The organism is Pseudophaeobacter sp. 1A16562, assembly GCF_041008785.1.
In the GTDB taxonomy this organism is placed as follows: Bacteria; Pseudomonadota; Alphaproteobacteria; order Rhodobacterales; family Rhodobacteraceae; genus Phycobacter; species Phycobacter gallaeciensis_A.
Genome location: NZ_JAXGFT010000014.1, coordinates 91,706 through 107,143, shown reverse-complemented (window position 1 = coordinate 107,143; position 15,438 = coordinate 91,706). Strand labels below are relative to the sequence as shown.

Genomic DNA, 15,438 nt, shown 5'->3' with positions numbered 1-15,438 from the left:
ATAGGGCATTGCGCAGTGCAATGTGACTCCGATTTACCTAAAGCCCGGCGCGGGCGGCGGCGCGGTCCACGGCGTCTGTCACATCCCCGGTGGCCACATGGTGTGGCATGTGGCCAATCCCGTCGAGTAGGGTCAGCCGGGCCTGCGGCACGTCTTTGACCAGTCTTGCGGCGTGCAGATGAACCCCAACGGTGGTGTCGGCGTCGCCATGCACAAGCTCGACCGGTACCTTGATGCGGTCATACTGCGGTGCCTGCGCCTTGATATCGCGCAGAAGGTTGGCCCGGTGCAGGGCATTGGCCCGGAGCGATCCGCGCCTGAGGGTCAGTCCGGGACCAAAATGCTCGGCGTATCCTTCTGGCACTGGTTGGGGGGCAAAGACATCCTCCAGCGCGCGGGTCACGGTGCGTTCCGGCACATAGGAAGTGATCAGCGGCACCACCAGACGGCTACCCAGCGGCGAGGCTGTCACTTTGTAGAATGGATCGAGCGAGCCATCCCAAGGGTGCGATACGCCAGAGACCGAGACCAGCGCCGAGAGATCATCCGGATGGTAGACAGCCCAGGCGAGCGCCACGGCCCCGCCATAGCTTTGCCCCAGCACGATGGGACGTTCGGCGCCAAGGCTGGCCGCGGCCTGTTGCAGCAGGGCCGCCTGATCCCGCAGCGTTGCATTGCCAGCCTTTGGGGCTGCGGTATAGCCGAGACCGGGGCGATCGAACATCAGTACGCGGAAACGGTCGGCCAACGCAGGGGCGAGGCGAAAGCTCATATCGCGGGTGCTGCCGTTGGAGCCGTGGATCAGCACCAGATCTGGCGCCGAGCCCTGCGGCTGGCCCATCTCGACCGCGTGCACACGGGCATCACCCACCTCAATGAACCGGCCTTCAGGCGGGTGGCTGGCCCTGGCGCGGGCCTCCCTTCGGGATCCTTGCAGGGCGGTGATGCCGACGCCTGCAGCCATGGCAAAGGCAAGCGATAACAATGCGCTATTGACCGATGTTGTTCAGATCGAAGGGCGTGCTTTGGTAGATTTGGTTGATCCAGTTGCCATAAAGCAGATGCGCATGGCTGCGCCAGCGGTTCTGCGGCGTGCGGCTGGGGTCATCATCCGGGTAGTAGTTGATCGGCACGTTGATCTCGGTGCCATTGGCAACGTCGCGGTCGTATTCTTGCTTCAGCGTATCACTGTCATATTCGAAGTGATTGAAGATATAGAGCGCGCGATGGTTCGGATCCTCGACCAGACAGGGGCCAACCTCATCACTTCCCAGAAGGGTGATGAGCTCTGGATGGCTGTCGATTTCATCCTGTTTCATCTCGGTCCAGCGCGAGACGGGAATGACGCAATCGTCTGAAAACCCGCGTAGGTAGGGCGAGGCAGGCGCGAGGTTCTTATGTCGGAAGCAGCCGAAGGCCTTGTGATCCAGCATGTGTTTCTTGACGCCGTGGAAATAGTTGATCATCGCCATGCCGCCCCAACAGACGCCAAAGGTGGAGTGCACATTGGTCTGCGTCCATTCAAACACCTCGCGCAGCTCATCCCAATAGGTGACGTTGTCGAAATTCAGATGTTCGATTGGGGCGCCGGTGATGATCAACCCGTCAAAGCGCTCGTCCTTCACCTCCTGAAAGGGGCGATAGAATTCGGCCATATGCTCGGCCGCGGTGTTGCGGGTCTGGTGCTCGGTCATCCGGATCAGAGACAGTTCGATCTGGAGCGGCGTCGCGCCGATCAGCCTGGCGAACTGGTTCTCCGTCTGGATCTTCTTCGGCATCAGATTAAGCAGGCCGATGCGCAGCGGGCGGATATCCTGACGCGCCGCCTGATCCGGCGACATGACCATCACGCCTTCGTTCGTCAGAACGTCATAGGCGGGCAGGTCAGAAGGGATCTTGATAGGCATGTCAGGTCCTTGCGGTTCATGTGTTGGGCTGAGGGCAAGAGATAAGCTGCCTAGGCGGCACTCTCAAGTGCGCTGGCGATCAAGTCCTCGAAACCGGCCTCGTCGCGCACGGCGCTGATCTGGTCAGCGGTGACGGTCACACCCCAGTTCTGCGCCATCGCCTCATAGCGCGGCTGACGGTGCGCCAGCGCCTGCGCATAGGTCCAGCGAATGAAGGCATCGGGGTCAACATCTGCCTCTGATACATTGTTTTTACTAAGATAGTCTTCCCAGACCCTGCTCAGGAACTCCGGCTGATAGGACATCGGTTTGGGCGCGCGATCAAAGCGGCGAATCAACTCTTCGGTATGGGCCTCGTCACCTTTGATCCAGACCATCAGCGTGTGTTTGGACAGTTCGGTCAGGACCGGATCATTCGGATCCTCGGCATCCACCCATTCACAGATCGATCCACCAGTGTCGCAGATGAAATGCGGATAGCCATAAAGCCGCTCGGCCCGGTCGATGAAATATTCGGTATCCAGCAGGGCGTGGATTTCGGCCAGGCGGAACTGTTCCTGACGGCGACGGTATTCGCTCATCGGGAGGCCCCCCATGGCCGGGCTGCCGGGTTTGCCGAGGTAGGAGGAGACCGGTGTCAGGTTGTCGAAGGTAATATTCGATCCGATGTAGATCGAATCTGACAGCAGCAGATCACGTAGGAAGGGGACCTTCATCGCCTCGGCCTTGGCGTTGTCGGCGATGTATTCGCCCATGTAGCGAGTGCCGATGCGGTAATCGATCGAGTAGTGGAACCAGCCCCCCGCGCCGCGCAGGATGTTGCTGATGTAGGTCTTGCCGAGTCCCGACATGCCAAAGAACAGCACGCGTTTGCTGGGGGCGTCGCGCCACGCCTGAGCGGAAGAATAAAGCATTGGCATTCCAGATCCTTGATCACCTGGCGCCTTGCTAGCCAGTGTCTGCGGCCGGGTCAATTCCGCCGAAGGCGTCGGGGCAGGGGAATGCGCCCCTGAATGATCAGCAGGCCAAGCGCCAGAAGCGCAAATCCGGGGTAGGCATGGGGTGGCAGGGCCTCGCCCAGCACCACGGCGCCCAGAAGGATGGCAACGGGCGGGATCATCAGCGTCACCAGCATCAGGTTGCCGCTGCCCGCTATCGCCAGCACCCTGTAGTACAGAAGATATGCCCCCGCCGTAGCAAAGACCGCATAGTAGAAAATCGCGAGCCAGGTGACTGGCATCAGATCAAGGCGCGGCACCCCATCCACAACCAGCGTGAGGGGCAGCAGGATCAGGGCGGAGCCTGTCAACATTCCCGCAGCGGCCACTTGGGGCTTCAGGCCCGCGAGGTGCTGTTTTGCCCAGACCGCTGCAAACGCGTAGGAGAGCGTGCCGGTCAAAACTGCCAGCTGCGCCGCGCTCCGCGGATCGAAATCTGCAACACTGCTGAGGCCAATGGCCGTCGATACACCCAGAAACCCCAAGGCGACTCCGATGGCTCGCCGTGCCGTGATCCTTTCATCGGCAAAGAACAGCGCCGCCACCAGAACTCCGAATATTGCCGTTGTGGCATTCAGGATCGAGGTCAGCCCGGTTTCGATATGGAGCTGTCCCCAGGCCATCAGCACGAAGGGGATCACGTTGTTGAGCAGCCCCATCACCAGAAAACTTCTCCAGACCCGGGGGGCGCGCGGCAGCGGCAGACGCAGGAGAAGTACCGCAATCCAAAGGACCACGGCGCCGCCCGCGCAACGGTAGAATACCGAGGTCAGTACCGGCACTTCGTTGAGTGTGATGCGGATCGACAGAAAGGAAGCGCCCCAGAGGCAGGCCAATAGGCTCAGCTCGACCCAAGCGCGGGGGGATATGGAATGCTGTGTTGTCATGCCGCTTTTCTGCGCCGAAAGGGATGCTGCCGCGACCCGTTTCCTGCGGCTTCATCTGCCGTTTGGGCAGAAAGCCCTAGCCGATGCGCGCACCGCGCGGGCGCAGCCTGCCGGACGCATCCAGAATGTTGATGTAGTTCGCAGCGAAAATCACCACAGCGCCGAGCAGGGTCCAGATCACCACCTCTTCGCCGTAAAGGATCATCGCCAGAATCGCGATGGCGGGCAGACGGGTGAAATCGATCGGCATCACCACGGTGGCCGGGGCCAGCGACAGGGCGTTGGTCAGGCAGAAATGCGCGGTAAGGCCAGCAAGGCCAATCAGTACCAGCCAGGGCAGGGTGGCAGCATCCGGCACCGCTACATCGCCATCCCAGCCTGCCATGGCAAAGCCGAACACCAGTTGCATGGAGGTGAGCCAGAACAGGATAGAGGCGATGCTTTCGTGGCGGGTCAGGCGCTTGGTGAAAATCGCCGTCAGGGCAAAGAAAATCGCGCAGCCAGCCGCCGCCAGAACACCGGCGTTTATCGTTTCCGGCGAGGGGCGCGCGACGATCAGAATGCCGATGAAGCCCAGCATTGCCGCGCCCGCCCGCACACGCGTCATGCGCTCGCCTAGCATCAGGGGCGACAGGATGATCACCCAGATGGGGGAGGTGAATTCAAGGGAGAAGACCTGAGCCAGCGGAATGACCGTTACGGCGAAGAACCATAGGTTCTGGCCGGTAAAATGCGCCAGATTGCGCACCAGGTGCAGCCCCATGCGCTCGCGGCTGACCTGATGCCATTTGCCGGTCAGTGTCAGGATCGCCACCACCACGATCACGCCCACCACGCTGCGGTAGGCCATGATCTCAAAGGTATCGAGCGTCAGCCCCGCCTCGCGCCCCGCGATGGCCATGGAGGAGAACGAGACGATCGAGCCGGTCATCCACAGTGCCGCCTTGGCGATCTGTATTGGCTGCTCTTGCATTGTGTCGTCCCCCGCATGGCTTGGGCAGCAAGAAGGCCCAAATGCCTGGAAGGGTCAAGAGGAGGCAGCGACCTGTGGCTGTTTCTTGTGTGACTGATCCAGGCTAAACCCCGCATCCAGGTACTGGGCCACCAGCGCTTGGGCGTCGAAACCGGTTTTCGACAGAAAAGTGTCGATCTCATCGATCAGCCCAACGTCAGGAGGCGCCACATTCGCATTGGCCTTTGGAGGAAGCGTTGCGGCCTGGTCTCGGCCAAGATCCGCAAGCAGCTTGCGGGCGCCCGCAGGCGTGATGACGTCTTCCAGCTGAGCATGCACAAATCTGACGCGGTCGCCGTATACTTGTTCATAATAATGCTGACGGCATTCCATTTCGAGCGTGTACCAAAGCGCGGTCCCGACGACGCCCATTTTCAGGAAGGACTCGGGTTTCAGGATGACATTGCGATAATTGGGGGCCAGGTACCATTGCCACAATAGCGTCATGTTCCCGCAATCATTGCGCTGGATGTAGCTGGCGCATTGTTTGGCTAGGTTCCGACGCAGGATGATGACTGTCGTATCGTCGCAGCGCGGATGATCGATCAAAGTTTCGATCAGACCACATTTGCCGAGCGTGTGGTTGGTTTCCGCATAGGGCTTATCTTTTGGCAGGCTGGCCATCTTTCGGCCCCAGAACCCGCGGACCACGTCATCCATCCCGCGCATATTGAAGGAGCGCATGGTGCGAATATCCGGCATGGTATTGCCAAAATCGTCAATGCCGAACGGTTCGTGCACGGTTGGAAAGCCTAGGTTCGCTTCCAAAAACTTGGCAAGCCAGGCGCTGCCAGACCGGCCTGCTGCGAGGGAGAATATGAGCTCAGACATGGATTTTGTCCTTTGTTTGTGCTGCTTGGGGGGGGCGCATGTGACAGTGGATTCTGATAGCCAAAAAAGGCGATTTCTTCCTTGCACTCCTCTGCGATGATCTCTGCCGCGGCAGGGAACATGGAATATGTTTCCGCGACAGATGTGCCCCATTTGGGGCGGATATTGCTCTTTGCGTTCAACGCCTGGAACAGCTCTTTCAGGCCGGGCACCTGAAGCGACTCCATGTCATCCGCAAGGCATTCATACCGCAGATAGCTGTCGAGAGCGGCTACTCCTGTAAGACCGCATGTCTTTTTTCAGCGGCGCACGCATGACGGATCAACCTGTATTCTGATCGCATGGCGGCAAGTGCCGCCGACTTGCGATGGAGGAAGGCATGAAGGAAGAACAACCGACAATTCATGTTGGGATAGACGTTTCGAAAGACAAGCTGGCAGTTGCAATTGCCAGCGGTGGGGTGCGTGACGAGGTTCTCAGCCTGGGCACCTTTGAGAACGCCCCTGCCAGCGTCAATCGACTGCTCAAAAAACTTTCCGGGCGTGGGGCACCCGTCTCGGTCTGCTATGAAGCGGGGCCCACGGGGTATGGCCTTTGTCGACAGGTGCGCGCGTTTGGTTTCGAATGCTGTGTTGTCGCGCCCTCGCTGATTCCGGTGCGTGCCGGTGAGCGCGTGAAGACAGACCGGCTGGATGCCATTCGACTGGCCCGGCTGTTACGTGCCGGCGAACTGACGCCAATCTGGGTTCCTGATGAAACGCATGAGGCGATGCGCGACCTGGTTCGTGCCCGGGAAAGCGCGGCCGAGGACCAGAGGCACAAACGCCAGCTCGTTTCAGCGTTCATGCTGCGCCACGGGCGGATCTATCACCGGACTAAGCCATGGACGATGCGATATCGTCAATGGCTGCAAAGCCAGAGCTTTGATCATCAAGCGCATCAAATCGCCCTTCAGGAGATGCTGCAGGCTGAGCGTAACGCCAGTGAACGCTTGGACCGGCTGACCGGACATATCGAAGCCCTCGTGCCGGAATGGGATCTCGCCCCCGCCGTGAATGCGCTCCAAGCCTTGCGGGGCGTAGCGTTGATAAGTGCCGTCACGTTCATGGCTGAGATCGGGGACGTGCGTCGGTTCGAAACGCCGGTAAAACTCATGGCCTATCTGGGTCTCGTTCCAAGCGAGCACTCGACGGGCAAGACGACCAAACGCGGCGGGATTACAAGGGCGGGCAACTCCCGCGTGCGACACAAGTTGGTGGAGGGGGCTTGGACCTATCGGCTACCAGCACGTCCGGGAGCGAGGAAGCTCTACATCCTCCAAGAACAATCGGCCGAGGTTCAGGATATTGCCTGGAAAGCACAATCTCGGCTGACAGCGCGGTATCGCAAACTCAGCCAACGGGGCAAGAAGTCGACAGTCGTAACCACAGCTATCGCAAGGGAAATGGCTGCCTTCATGTGGGACATCGCACGCCGCACCATGCCTGCCTGTTAGGTGCGGGCTACATGCGCCCAATGGCGGGCGCGAGGTCAACGGCAGGGGAATATCCGGCACTCGCTTTGAGGCCAACACAAGTTGACGCCCGTTGTAAGATAGGAATAGCCCCGAGACGCACATTCGGTCATGCGGTATCCAATCCGCGCATCAGAGCTTGTTCACCGACGTCTTCAGATCTCGCGCCCTCCTTTGGGAGCCCACAATGCAAAAAACGCTCTGGCGTCCCCAAAGCGCTGATAAAATCCTTGAAAAAAGACATCAGAGCGGTGCAATCCGGGCATTGTCGTGCAGGAAGCTCCGGTGACGGTCGATAAACTCATCAAAATGCATCCCGGTTGCGGTGCCGCCCACCCAGAAATAGCGCGAAATGGCCACATCGAAGGGATTACGCCAGATGGTAATCTTACGATATCCGTCCCAGACGTCGGGTGGAGTAAGGGCCTTAGCCCTTGTGGCCGGGATGTGGTTGACGAAATCTCCTGAACTTCTCCAGTATTCTTCGCCATCAGCGTTGCGCCAGACCGGAGCGATATAATTCTGCGGGCCGGGAATCCCCAGCCTGCGGCGCAAAGCCTCATCATCCAGAGCAATGGGGGTGATGACGCTGTCGCCATCGCACAGGCTCGACAGGGCGATCTCGAACGACGTTCCACCGACCTTCATCGTCTTGATGAAAATGAGCCTGAGAGGGTGGCAAATGATCACGGGTCAGCCTTTGCGTACTGGAGCAACGCCAAGCAAGCTAGGAAGGATGTGTTAAAAATATGTATGCTTAAGTTGAAAAAAAGGACGTTCGGACCCGTTCGGAAATCTTCGTAAGTGCCAGAGCCAAATTGTCCGGTCGTTAAAGTGCTCAAGGCGGACGGGATAGCTATCGAAAATCGGCAACACCGTATTGCTAGATTGCATTGCCTCAGCGCATCACTGTTGCGTACAGGAGTGAATTTAAAATGTATTCCGTCGCCGCTTGTTAAATAAATAATGCGGTGTGGGGCGGATGTTTAAGGATCCGTTTGAAGTATTTTTGAGCATTTATCAACGCTCCGTTTTTAACCATATTTTGATCCAATAAGGTCTCAGGTCGAATAATCCTTTGAATGCATCAAAGAACCTCGTTCAACCCCGGAAGCGCTGCGTCTTTTTCGCTGATAATAGGGCTTTGTACAGGCCATTGAAATCCAAATGAATCAAAATGAATTCCGGTGTCAGAAGCCGCGTTAAAATGATTTGTCTGATGATAAACAACTACGGCCTCTTCGCTAAGAACCAGAAATCCGTGCGCGTATCCATCCGGAATAAATAGGCTTTTCCGGTTGCTGTCGGATAGGTTAACGGAGAAAAATTTACCTTTGTTTCGTTCGTTTGACGCTCCGCCCACTCCAACAATAACGTCAATAATCTCGCCTTTGACAACGCTTACAATTTTTGCGCAGCCATAAGGGGCGGTCTGGTAATGCATTCCGCGTATAACGTTCTTTTTCGAAATACTGCATAGAGATTCTCGGATTTCAATGGATTCCCCTAGGTTTAACTCATCGAACATCTTGGAATTATATGTTTTGGTAAATATCCCGCGTTCGTCGGCGTGTGTGAAACGTTTTAGAACAAAGACATCATCCAGCGTAGTGGGGATTTTTTCGAACTGATTAGCCATTGTTTTTGTCTCGTTTCGAATTTTCATAATGCCATAGGTTTTGTAATCGGGGGGTGGGGCGTAGTCAAGATTTGGTGCGGTGTTTGCGCGGAACTCTCTCTTTTCTGGGAAAGAAACGAGTGCCGGTGTGTGCAGGAAATGTACGAGGTTTTAGTCACCGAAATTGCTGACGTTTTTCCCGTGCAGAAGAGACAGTCCGTACGTGCGCCTGCTGGGGCAGTGCCTATTTGTTTCTACGGGAGAGCGCAGACCACAGCATGGTTTGGCGCGGTCAGGGCTTCGTTGCCGAGATGGTGAGGGGGGCGTTGATTGGCCAGCTGTTACGGCAGAGTTGCACGCCATCCGTACCAGCCGAGGCACGCGTTTCAAAAAGACGTCGCAAGACAATGGGATGCGGGACGTCATCACTCGAAATCCGCGCCGCACTCGCCACTCTCTGGGGCGGAGGTATGAACCTCGGAAAACAATGTTTGGTCTGAGCGCCCAAGAAGAATGTGTAAGTCGCCAATCTATAGTATCAACGACTTACACGCGAGGGATCACTCCCACTCGATCGTGCCCGGAGGCTTCGAGGTGATGTCATAGGTACAGCGGTTGATGCCCTTGACCTCGTTGATAATTCGGGTCGCCGTCTCGCCGAGGAACTCGTGGGTGAAGGGGTAGTAATCCGCAGTCATACCATCGACCGAAGTCACAGCGCGCAGGGCGCAGGCATAGTCATAGGTGCGGCCATCTCCCATTACGCCGACGGTACGCACCGGCAGAATCGCGACAAATGCCTGCCAGATCTCGTCGTAAAGGCCATGCTTGCGGATCTGGTCGATATAGACCGCGTCGGCCTCGCGCAGGATGTCCAGCTTTTCGCGGGTAATTTCGCCGGGGCAACGGATGGCAAGACCCGGTCCGGGGAAGGGGTGACGACCGATAAAGCTCTGCGGCAGGCCCAGCTCGCGGCCCAGCGCTCGGACCTCGTCCTTGAACAACTCGCGCAGGGGTTCGACCAGTTTCAGACCCATCTTCTCAGGCAGGCCGCCCACGTTGTGGTGGGATTTGATCGTGACCGAAGGTCCGCCCGAGAAGGACACGGACTCAATTACATCAGGGTAGAGCGTACCCTGAGCGAGGAATTCGGCGCCTTCGATGGTGTCGGCGTGTTTCTGGAACACGTCGATGAACAGCTTGCCGATGATCTTGCGCTTGGTTTCCGGGTCGGACTGGCCTTCCAGTTCCCCCAGAAACAGGTCCTGCTCGTCCGCGTGGATCAGGCGCATGTTGTAATTGTCGCGGAACATGGTGACGACCTCTTCGGCCTCACCTTTGCGCAGTAGACCGTGGTCAACAAAGACGCAGGTCAGCTGATCGCCGATCGCCTCGTGGATCAGCACGGCCGCAACCGAGCTGTCGACGCCGCCGGACAGACCACAGATCACCTGCTTGTCGCCGACCTGATCGCGGATCGCCTGGATTGCCTGTTCGCGGTATGCGCCCATGGTCCAGTCGCCGCTGAACCCGGCCAGCTTGACGAAGTTCTCATAGAGTTTGGCGCCGTTCGGCGTGTGGTGCACTTCGGGGTGGAATTGCACCGCGTAGAAATTGCGGCTCACATCTGCGGTGATCGCAAAGGGGGCGTTGGGCGATGTTCCGTAGACCTTGAAACCCGGTGCGATTTCGCTGACGTGGTCGCCGTGAGACATCCAGACCTGCTCGCGGTCGCTGTCGTCCTGGAACCATCCGTTCAGCAGCGGCAGGGAGTCGACGGTCGGGGTCACATAGGCTCGGCCGAATTCGGCGGTGCCGTGGCCCGACAGCACCTTGCCGCCCAACTGGTGCATCATCACCTGCTGGCCGTAGCAGATGCCAAGGATCGGCACGCCATAGTCAAAAATCTCTTGCGGCACGCGGGGGGATCCCTCGCGGGTCACACTGTCCGGACCCCCGGAGAAGATCACGGCCTTGGGCGCCATTTCGCGCACAAAGTCCATCGTGACATTCTGATAGGGGTGGATTTCGCAATAGACATTCAGCTCGCGCAGGCGACGCGCAATAAGCTGCGTGACCTGGCTGCCAAAGTCGATAATCAGGAGGCGGTCATGGGATGTCTGGCTCATGTCTGGCTCATAGGGGCAGACAGGGCGGCTGGCAAGAGGGCAGATGGCCTGAAACCTGTCTCTGCAAGGATTTGCGCCCCTAAGGTGCGGCTTTGATGCCTAATCAGAGATGCAAGGCCCAGCTGAACGACATCGTCATCGCAGACGGCGCAATACTGTACAGAAGTGCCCAGAAATTTTGCCGCGAATATGTCGGTTTTCAACCTGATTGGCCGTTATCCTTCGGCGCCGCGCCGGGGCAAGGGCGTAGACACGAGGTCAATGACACGGCTTTGGTGAGGAAAAACAATGACTGAAGCAGCACCGCGCCGGCGCAGCCGGGGGGGCGGAGGCGCCGCCCGTCGCGCCGAACGTTCGAGCATCAAGATCGAAACCGCCAAGTACATTGAGCGGAACATTCCGAACTTTGAACTTCTGACTGAGGAAGCCATAGAGATTATCGAGACCAACGCCGAGACCATTCTCGAAGAGGTCGGCGTCAACTTCGTCGATAATCCTGCAGCACTGGAGCGCTGGAAGGCCGCTGGTGCGGATGTTCAGGGCGAGCGGGTCCGCATTCCCCGTGGTCTGGCCCGCAAACTGTGTGAAACGGCGCCGAGCACCTTCACCCAGCACGCGCGCAACCCGGAGAAAAGCGTCGAAATCGGCGGCAAGAATCTGGTGCTGGCGCCGATCTATGGCCCGCCCTTCGTGCGCGATGCCAAAGGTGGCCGTCGTTATGCGACGCTGGAGGATTTCCAGAAGTTCGTGAAGTTGGGCTATATGTCCAAATGGTTGCACCATTCCGGTGGCACCGTGTGTGAGCCCACCGACGTGCCTGTCAACAAGCGGCACCTCGACATGCTGCTGGCGCATATGACGCTTAGCGACAAACCCTTCATGGGATCGGTCACCGAGCCGAGCCGCGCGCAGGATTCGGTTGATATGTGCGGCGTCTTGTTCGGCGAGGAGTTCGTACAGGACAACACCGTGATGACCTCGCTCATCAACATCAACTCGCCGATGACATTCGACGATGTGATGATGGGCGCGCTGGAAGTCTATGCCAAGAACAACCAGGCCTGCATCATTTCGCCCTTTATCGTTGGTGGCGCCATGGCGCCGGTGTCGGTGGCGGGCACGCTGACGCAGGTTCTGGCCGAGGTTCTGGCCGGTGTGGCCTATAGCCAGCTGATCCGTCCTGGCGCTCCGGTCATTTTCGGCGCCTTCGTTTCTTCCATCGATATGAACTCCGGCGCACCGACCTTTGGCACGCCCGAAGCCTCGCTGGTGACCTATGGTGCCGGCCAGCTGGCGCGGCGCCTGGGGCTGCCGTTCCGTTCGGCCGGGTCGTTCTGCGGCTCGAAACTGCCCGATGCGCAAGCCGCCTATGAAACGGCAAACTCGCTCAACATGGGGCTGATGTCTGGCGTCAACTTCATGCTGCACTCCTGTGGCTGGCTCGAAGGCGGACTGGTGGCCGATTTCGAAAAATTCGTGATGGATGCGGATCAGCTGGGCGTGCTGCATGGGTTGGCCAAGGGCGTCACCGTCAGCGAAGACGATCAGGCGATGGATGCCATCCGCGAAGTAGGTCCCGGCGGCCATTATCTGGGCTGCGCCCATACGCAGGCGAACTTTAAAACGGCGTTCTGGAAATCCGATCTGCTGGATTACAAGCCCTTTGAAACCTGGGAAGAGGAAGGCGCACGCGACACCTATGCGCTTGCCTCTGCGCGGGTTGATCACCTGCTGGCGACCTATCAGCCGCCTGCGCTGGACCCGGCGATCAAGGATGCATTGGAAGCCTACGTGGCCGAGAAAAAGGCATCCATGCCGGATTCCTTCCTGTAAGCCTCGGAAAGCTGTGGGCTGTCCGGCATGGGCGGTCCACTAAGGCGGTGGCCATGCGGCTGCCGCCTTTTTCTGTTCTGTCGAATGAGAAACGCCCCGAGAGGATCATGTTTCCTTACTGCTCCGCAGGAGATTTGCCTCTCCCATCAGCGCGATCAGCACCTCGATATGGCGGCGCAGGTCATACCCCGTATCGCGCAGCTGGCGGCATGCGTTGAGCTCATACTCCATGTCCAACAATTTCAGGATCGCTGCCGACGGGCTGGGCCGGGCGCCATATCCCAGCAATCGGTTCAAGCTCTTCTCCCGCAGGTAGCTGCTGGCGCCAATTCTGGCGGTGCGGACAAGAAGGCGGGGTCGGTGCAACGCCGCTAGGCGGCTAAGAGCATCTTGCATCGCGCGGGTCCTTTCTGTGACGACGGGCGGCGATGTCATAACACAACTACAGCGGGTGTTGCGGCGCAGGGCATACTAGCGTGCGCTGTATTGTCGGTTGATTGATATAAATTTGAAATGAATGATGGTCGGACGCGAAGTTTTGTTTAAAAACAGGTGAGTAGGACGCGATCCCCTTGTGGGTAACCATGGGGGTGCCCCGTGGATTATTCCCTGAACAACAGTCGGGGATCTGATATCATGGGTACACTATCTGTTTCGAAGCTGCCGGACTGGCTTCCCGAGGATGCGCAAAGGTATCTGCAGCATACGGAAACAGGGCAATCGATCCGGCAACTGGCCCGTCAGGCGGGCTGTCATCCGTCTACGGTGCTGCGGCAGGTGCGCCGGATAGAGACCCGGCGCGACGACCCGTTGATTGATAGCATTCTGACTGCGCTGTCGTGTTGCCATTCTGGGGCTGAGGAAAGCGGGGCGCTGCCGCCTTCGCAAACTGCCCTGCTTGAATCCCGTTCTGTTGAAATCCTCACGCGTCTTGCGCAACCCGGCGCTGTTCTGGCGGTGGCCGAGGGTATGGAAACCGCTGTGGTGGTCCGGCAGGGCGATCCGGTCGAGGCGAAGCTGTCGGTGAGCCGCGGGCTGGCCGGGGCGATGGCGCTTTTGACCTGGATTGATTGCACCCGGTCCGGACGGCTCAGCCGCTACCAGATCACCAGTAATGGTCGTAACCTTCTGACCCGGCTGGTCGCCGAGCGTGAGAACAAGGCACGCAACCGTGCCGAAAACGGAATCGCGGCCCTTGCCGGGGGGCCCAGCGGCCACAAAGGACAATCGCCACGCCCCAGGCGCACGCGTTATGGCGGCGGGGAGACACCGATGGATATGTTGGCGCGGCTTATCGACAAGAATGGCGAGCCCTTCCTGCCGCCCGACCTGGTTCAGGTCGGCAAACGTCTGCGCGAGGATTTCGAAGTGGCCCAGATCGGCAATCACCTGATGCAGGAGGCGGCTTATTTCGGCGGTGAGTCCTGTGCCAGACCTGAACCAACCCCGATGCCAAGCGCAACAGCCCGGGCGGCCCGGGACCGGGCGCGGCGGGCACTGGCGGCCCTTGGCGCCGGGCTCAGCGATATCGCCCTGCGCTGTTGTTGCTACCTTGAAGGGCTTGAGGCGGCAGAGCGGCAGCTTGGCTGGTCGGCGCGATCTGGAAAGATCGTGCTGCGCATCGCCCTGCAGCAGCTGCAATCCCACTACGAATCCTGCGGACAGGAGGGAGAGCAGGAAAGACTGATCGGCTGATAACTATGGCTTGTGGTTTTGATTGGCCGGGATAAATAGAGGCTATGAACTTTACACTGCGACAACTGACCTATTTTCAGGCGCTATGCGCCCACAGGAACTTTGGCCGTGCGGCCGAGGCCTGCCATGTCTCCCAACCGGCGCTGTCGGTTCAGATCCGCGCGCTTGAGGACGTGATGGGTGGCCCGCTGGTGGAACGCCGGGCCCGCGATGTGGTTCTGACCCCGCTGGGGCGACAGGTTCTGGCGCAGGCCGACGCGGTGCTTCAGGCGGCCGAGACCCTGGCACGCACGGCCCGGGAACAAAGCAGCGGACGACGTAGTCTTGTCCTTGGCGTGATTCCCACCGTTGCGCCCTATCTACTACCCGGAACGCTGGCGCAGCTGCGCGCGGTTGATTTGCAGTTGGCGATTCAAGTGCGCGAGGCCACGACAGAGCGGCTGCTGGCACTGTTACAGGCCGGGGAGCTGGATGCAGCGGTGCTGGCCTTGCCCAGTGGCGGTAATGGTCTGGTCGAGGTTGAATTGTTTCGCGACCGGTTCCTGCTGGCGGGCTCCTGCAACCGTCTGGAGCAGATCAATGCCCATGGTCCCGGCATTCGCCCGCAGGATCTGCGATCGGAGCAGCTGATGCTGCTAGAGGATGGCCATTGCCTGACCGATCAGGCGCTTGATATCTGCGGGATGCAACGTACCGCGCCGGAAATCAATATGGGGGCGGGATCGCTGGCCACCCTGTCACGACTGGTTGCGGCAGGATTCGGCCTGACGCTGATGCCGGAAATTGCCGCGCAGGCAGAATGCGGCGGTGCAGAAGGATTGCGCGTACAGAGGTTCCCCGAGCCGCAGCCCTATAGGCGTATCGGACTGGTGCGACGCGATTCAACCGACGGCGAAGGCTGGTTCGAACAACTGGCCGAGGTCGTCAGATCGGTGGGGGAAGGGATCGTCAGCCAGTGCAGGCAGGACAGCGGGCACGCGCCGGGCGCGCCCGCTGAAGATCATGAGACCTGAAG

At 59.0% G+C, this 15,438-nt stretch carries 14 protein-coding genes; 4 read left to right on the top strand and 10 right to left on the bottom strand.

Annotated elements, in window-relative coordinates:
• Positions 1 to 37 precede the first annotated feature (37 nt).
• The 6 genes from SM764_RS18095 to SM764_RS18070 all read right to left on the bottom strand — a co-directional run bounded on the left by SM764_RS18095 (position 38) and on the right by SM764_RS18070 (position 5,635).
• Positions 38 to 985, bottom strand: a complete 948-nt coding sequence (locus SM764_RS18095) for an alpha/beta fold hydrolase (RefSeq protein WP_369002418.1) — start codon at positions 983 to 985, stop codon at positions 38 to 40.
• Between the two features lie 4 nt (positions 986 to 989).
• Positions 990 to 1,907: a homoserine O-acetyltransferase MetA gene (gene metA, locus SM764_RS18090; RefSeq protein WP_065270205.1), complete on the bottom strand. Its 918-nt coding sequence runs from the start codon at positions 1,905 to 1,907 to the stop codon at positions 990 to 992.
• A 50-nt stretch (positions 1,908 to 1,957) separates the two neighbouring features.
• Positions 1,958 to 2,821 (bottom strand): ATPase, encoded by an 864-nt coding sequence (locus SM764_RS18085; protein WP_274834046.1) that lies wholly within the window; start codon positions 2,819 to 2,821, stop codon positions 1,958 to 1,960.
• Between the two features lie 56 nt (positions 2,822 to 2,877).
• Positions 2,878 to 3,792 (bottom strand): DMT family transporter, encoded by a 915-nt coding sequence (locus SM764_RS18080; protein WP_369002417.1) that lies wholly within the window; start codon positions 3,790 to 3,792, stop codon positions 2,878 to 2,880.
• A 76-nt stretch (positions 3,793 to 3,868) separates the two neighbouring features.
• Entirely contained in the window at positions 3,869 to 4,765 is an 897-nt protein-coding gene (locus tag SM764_RS18075; protein WP_274832200.1) for a DMT family transporter, read from the bottom strand.
• Positions 4,766 to 4,819: 54 nt separating this feature from the next.
• The gene (locus tag SM764_RS18070; protein ID WP_369002416.1) at positions 4,820 to 5,635 is read right to left on the bottom strand and encodes a hypothetical protein; all 816 of its coding nucleotides are present in this window, start codon (positions 5,633 to 5,635) and stop codon (positions 4,820 to 4,822) included.
• 379 nt (positions 5,636 to 6,014) lie between these two features.
• Between SM764_RS18070 and SM764_RS18065 the strand changes: the two genes are divergently transcribed.
• The gene (locus SM764_RS18065; protein WP_369002415.1) at positions 6,015 to 7,130 is read left to right on the top strand and encodes an IS110 family RNA-guided transposase; all 1,116 of its coding nucleotides are present in this window, start codon (positions 6,015 to 6,017) and stop codon (positions 7,128 to 7,130) included.
• A gap of 261 nt (positions 7,131 to 7,391) precedes the next feature.
• Here SM764_RS18065 and SM764_RS18060 read toward each other — a convergent pair whose 3' ends face one another.
• From SM764_RS18060 to guaA, 3 genes are all read right to left on the bottom strand, one after another.
• The gene (locus SM764_RS18060) at positions 7,392 to 7,796 is read right to left on the bottom strand and encodes a hypothetical protein (protein WP_369002414.1); all 405 of its coding nucleotides are present in this window, start codon (positions 7,794 to 7,796) and stop codon (positions 7,392 to 7,394) included.
• A 439-nt stretch (positions 7,797 to 8,235) separates the two neighbouring features.
• On the bottom strand, positions 8,236 to 8,787 hold the full coding sequence (locus tag SM764_RS18055; protein WP_369002413.1) for a dTDP-4-dehydrorhamnose 3,5-epimerase family protein: 552 nt from the start codon (positions 8,785 to 8,787) through the stop codon (positions 8,236 to 8,238).
• Positions 8,788 to 9,326: 539 nt separating this feature from the next.
• The gene (gene guaA / locus SM764_RS18050) at positions 9,327 to 10,895 is read right to left on the bottom strand and encodes a glutamine-hydrolyzing GMP synthase (RefSeq protein ID WP_368997010.1); all 1,569 of its coding nucleotides are present in this window, start codon (positions 10,893 to 10,895) and stop codon (positions 9,327 to 9,329) included.
• Positions 10,896 to 11,183: 288 nt separating this feature from the next.
• Between guaA and SM764_RS18045 the strand changes: the two genes are divergently transcribed.
• Positions 11,184 to 12,728, top strand: coding sequence for a trimethylamine methyltransferase family protein (locus SM764_RS18045; protein WP_369002412.1), 1,545 nt, complete (start codon positions 11,184 to 11,186; stop codon positions 12,726 to 12,728).
• Between the two features lie 105 nt (positions 12,729 to 12,833).
• On the opposite strand, the gene SM764_RS18040 is transcribed toward SM764_RS18045, so the two are convergent.
• Entirely contained in the window at positions 12,834 to 13,124 is a 291-nt protein-coding gene (locus SM764_RS18040; RefSeq protein ID WP_369002411.1) for a DUF6477 family protein, read from the bottom strand.
• 240 nt (positions 13,125 to 13,364) lie between these two features.
• On the opposite strand from SM764_RS18040, the gene SM764_RS18035 reads away from it, so the two are divergent.
• Together SM764_RS18035 and SM764_RS18030 are read left to right on the top strand one after the other, a co-directional pair.
• On the top strand, positions 13,365 to 14,423 hold the full coding sequence (locus tag SM764_RS18035; protein WP_369002410.1) for a DUF6456 domain-containing protein: 1,059 nt from the start codon (positions 13,365 to 13,367) through the stop codon (positions 14,421 to 14,423).
• A gap of 44 nt (positions 14,424 to 14,467) precedes the next feature.
• The gene (locus SM764_RS18030; protein WP_369002408.1) at positions 14,468 to 15,436 is read left to right on the top strand and encodes a LysR substrate-binding domain-containing protein; all 969 of its coding nucleotides are present in this window, start codon (positions 14,468 to 14,470) and stop codon (positions 15,434 to 15,436) included.
• Positions 15,437 to 15,438 lie beyond the last annotated feature (2 nt).

Coding starts and splice junctions, on each gene's coding strand:
- metA (WP_065270205.1), bottom strand. CDS start 1,907: ATGCCTATCAAGATCCCTTCTGACCTGCCCGCCTATGACGTTCTGACG.
- SM764_RS18085 (WP_274834046.1), bottom strand. CDS start 2,821: ATGCTTTATTCTTCCGCTCAGGCGTGGCGCGACGCCCCCAGCAAACGC.
- SM764_RS18080 (WP_369002417.1), bottom strand. CDS start 3,792: ATGACAACACAGCATTCCATATCCCCCCGCGCTTGGGTCGAGCTGAGC.
- SM764_RS18075 (WP_274832200.1), bottom strand. CDS start 4,765: ATGCAAGAGCAGCCAATACAGATCGCCAAGGCGGCACTGTGGATGACC.
- SM764_RS18070 (WP_369002416.1), bottom strand. CDS start 5,635: ATGTCTGAGCTCATATTCTCCCTCGCAGCAGGCCGGTCTGGCAGCGCC.
- SM764_RS18065 (WP_369002415.1), top strand. CDS start 6,015: ATGAAGGAAGAACAACCGACAATTCATGTTGGGATAGACGTTTCGAAA.
- SM764_RS18060 (WP_369002414.1), bottom strand. CDS start 7,796: ATGAAGGTCGGTGGAACGTCGTTCGAGATCGCCCTGTCGAGCCTGTGC.
- SM764_RS18055 (WP_369002413.1), bottom strand. CDS start 8,787: ATGGCTAATCAGTTCGAAAAAATCCCCACTACGCTGGATGATGTCTTT.
- guaA (WP_368997010.1), bottom strand. CDS start 10,895: ATGAGCCAGACATCCCATGACCGCCTCCTGATTATCGACTTTGGCAGC.
- SM764_RS18045 (WP_369002412.1), top strand. CDS start 11,184: ATGACTGAAGCAGCACCGCGCCGGCGCAGCCGGGGGGGCGGAGGCGCC.
- SM764_RS18040 (WP_369002411.1), bottom strand. CDS start 13,124: ATGCAAGATGCTCTTAGCCGCCTAGCGGCGTTGCACCGACCCCGCCTT.
- SM764_RS18035 (WP_369002410.1), top strand. CDS start 13,365: ATGGGTACACTATCTGTTTCGAAGCTGCCGGACTGGCTTCCCGAGGAT.
- SM764_RS18030 (WP_369002408.1), top strand. CDS start 14,468: ATGAACTTTACACTGCGACAACTGACCTATTTTCAGGCGCTATGCGCC.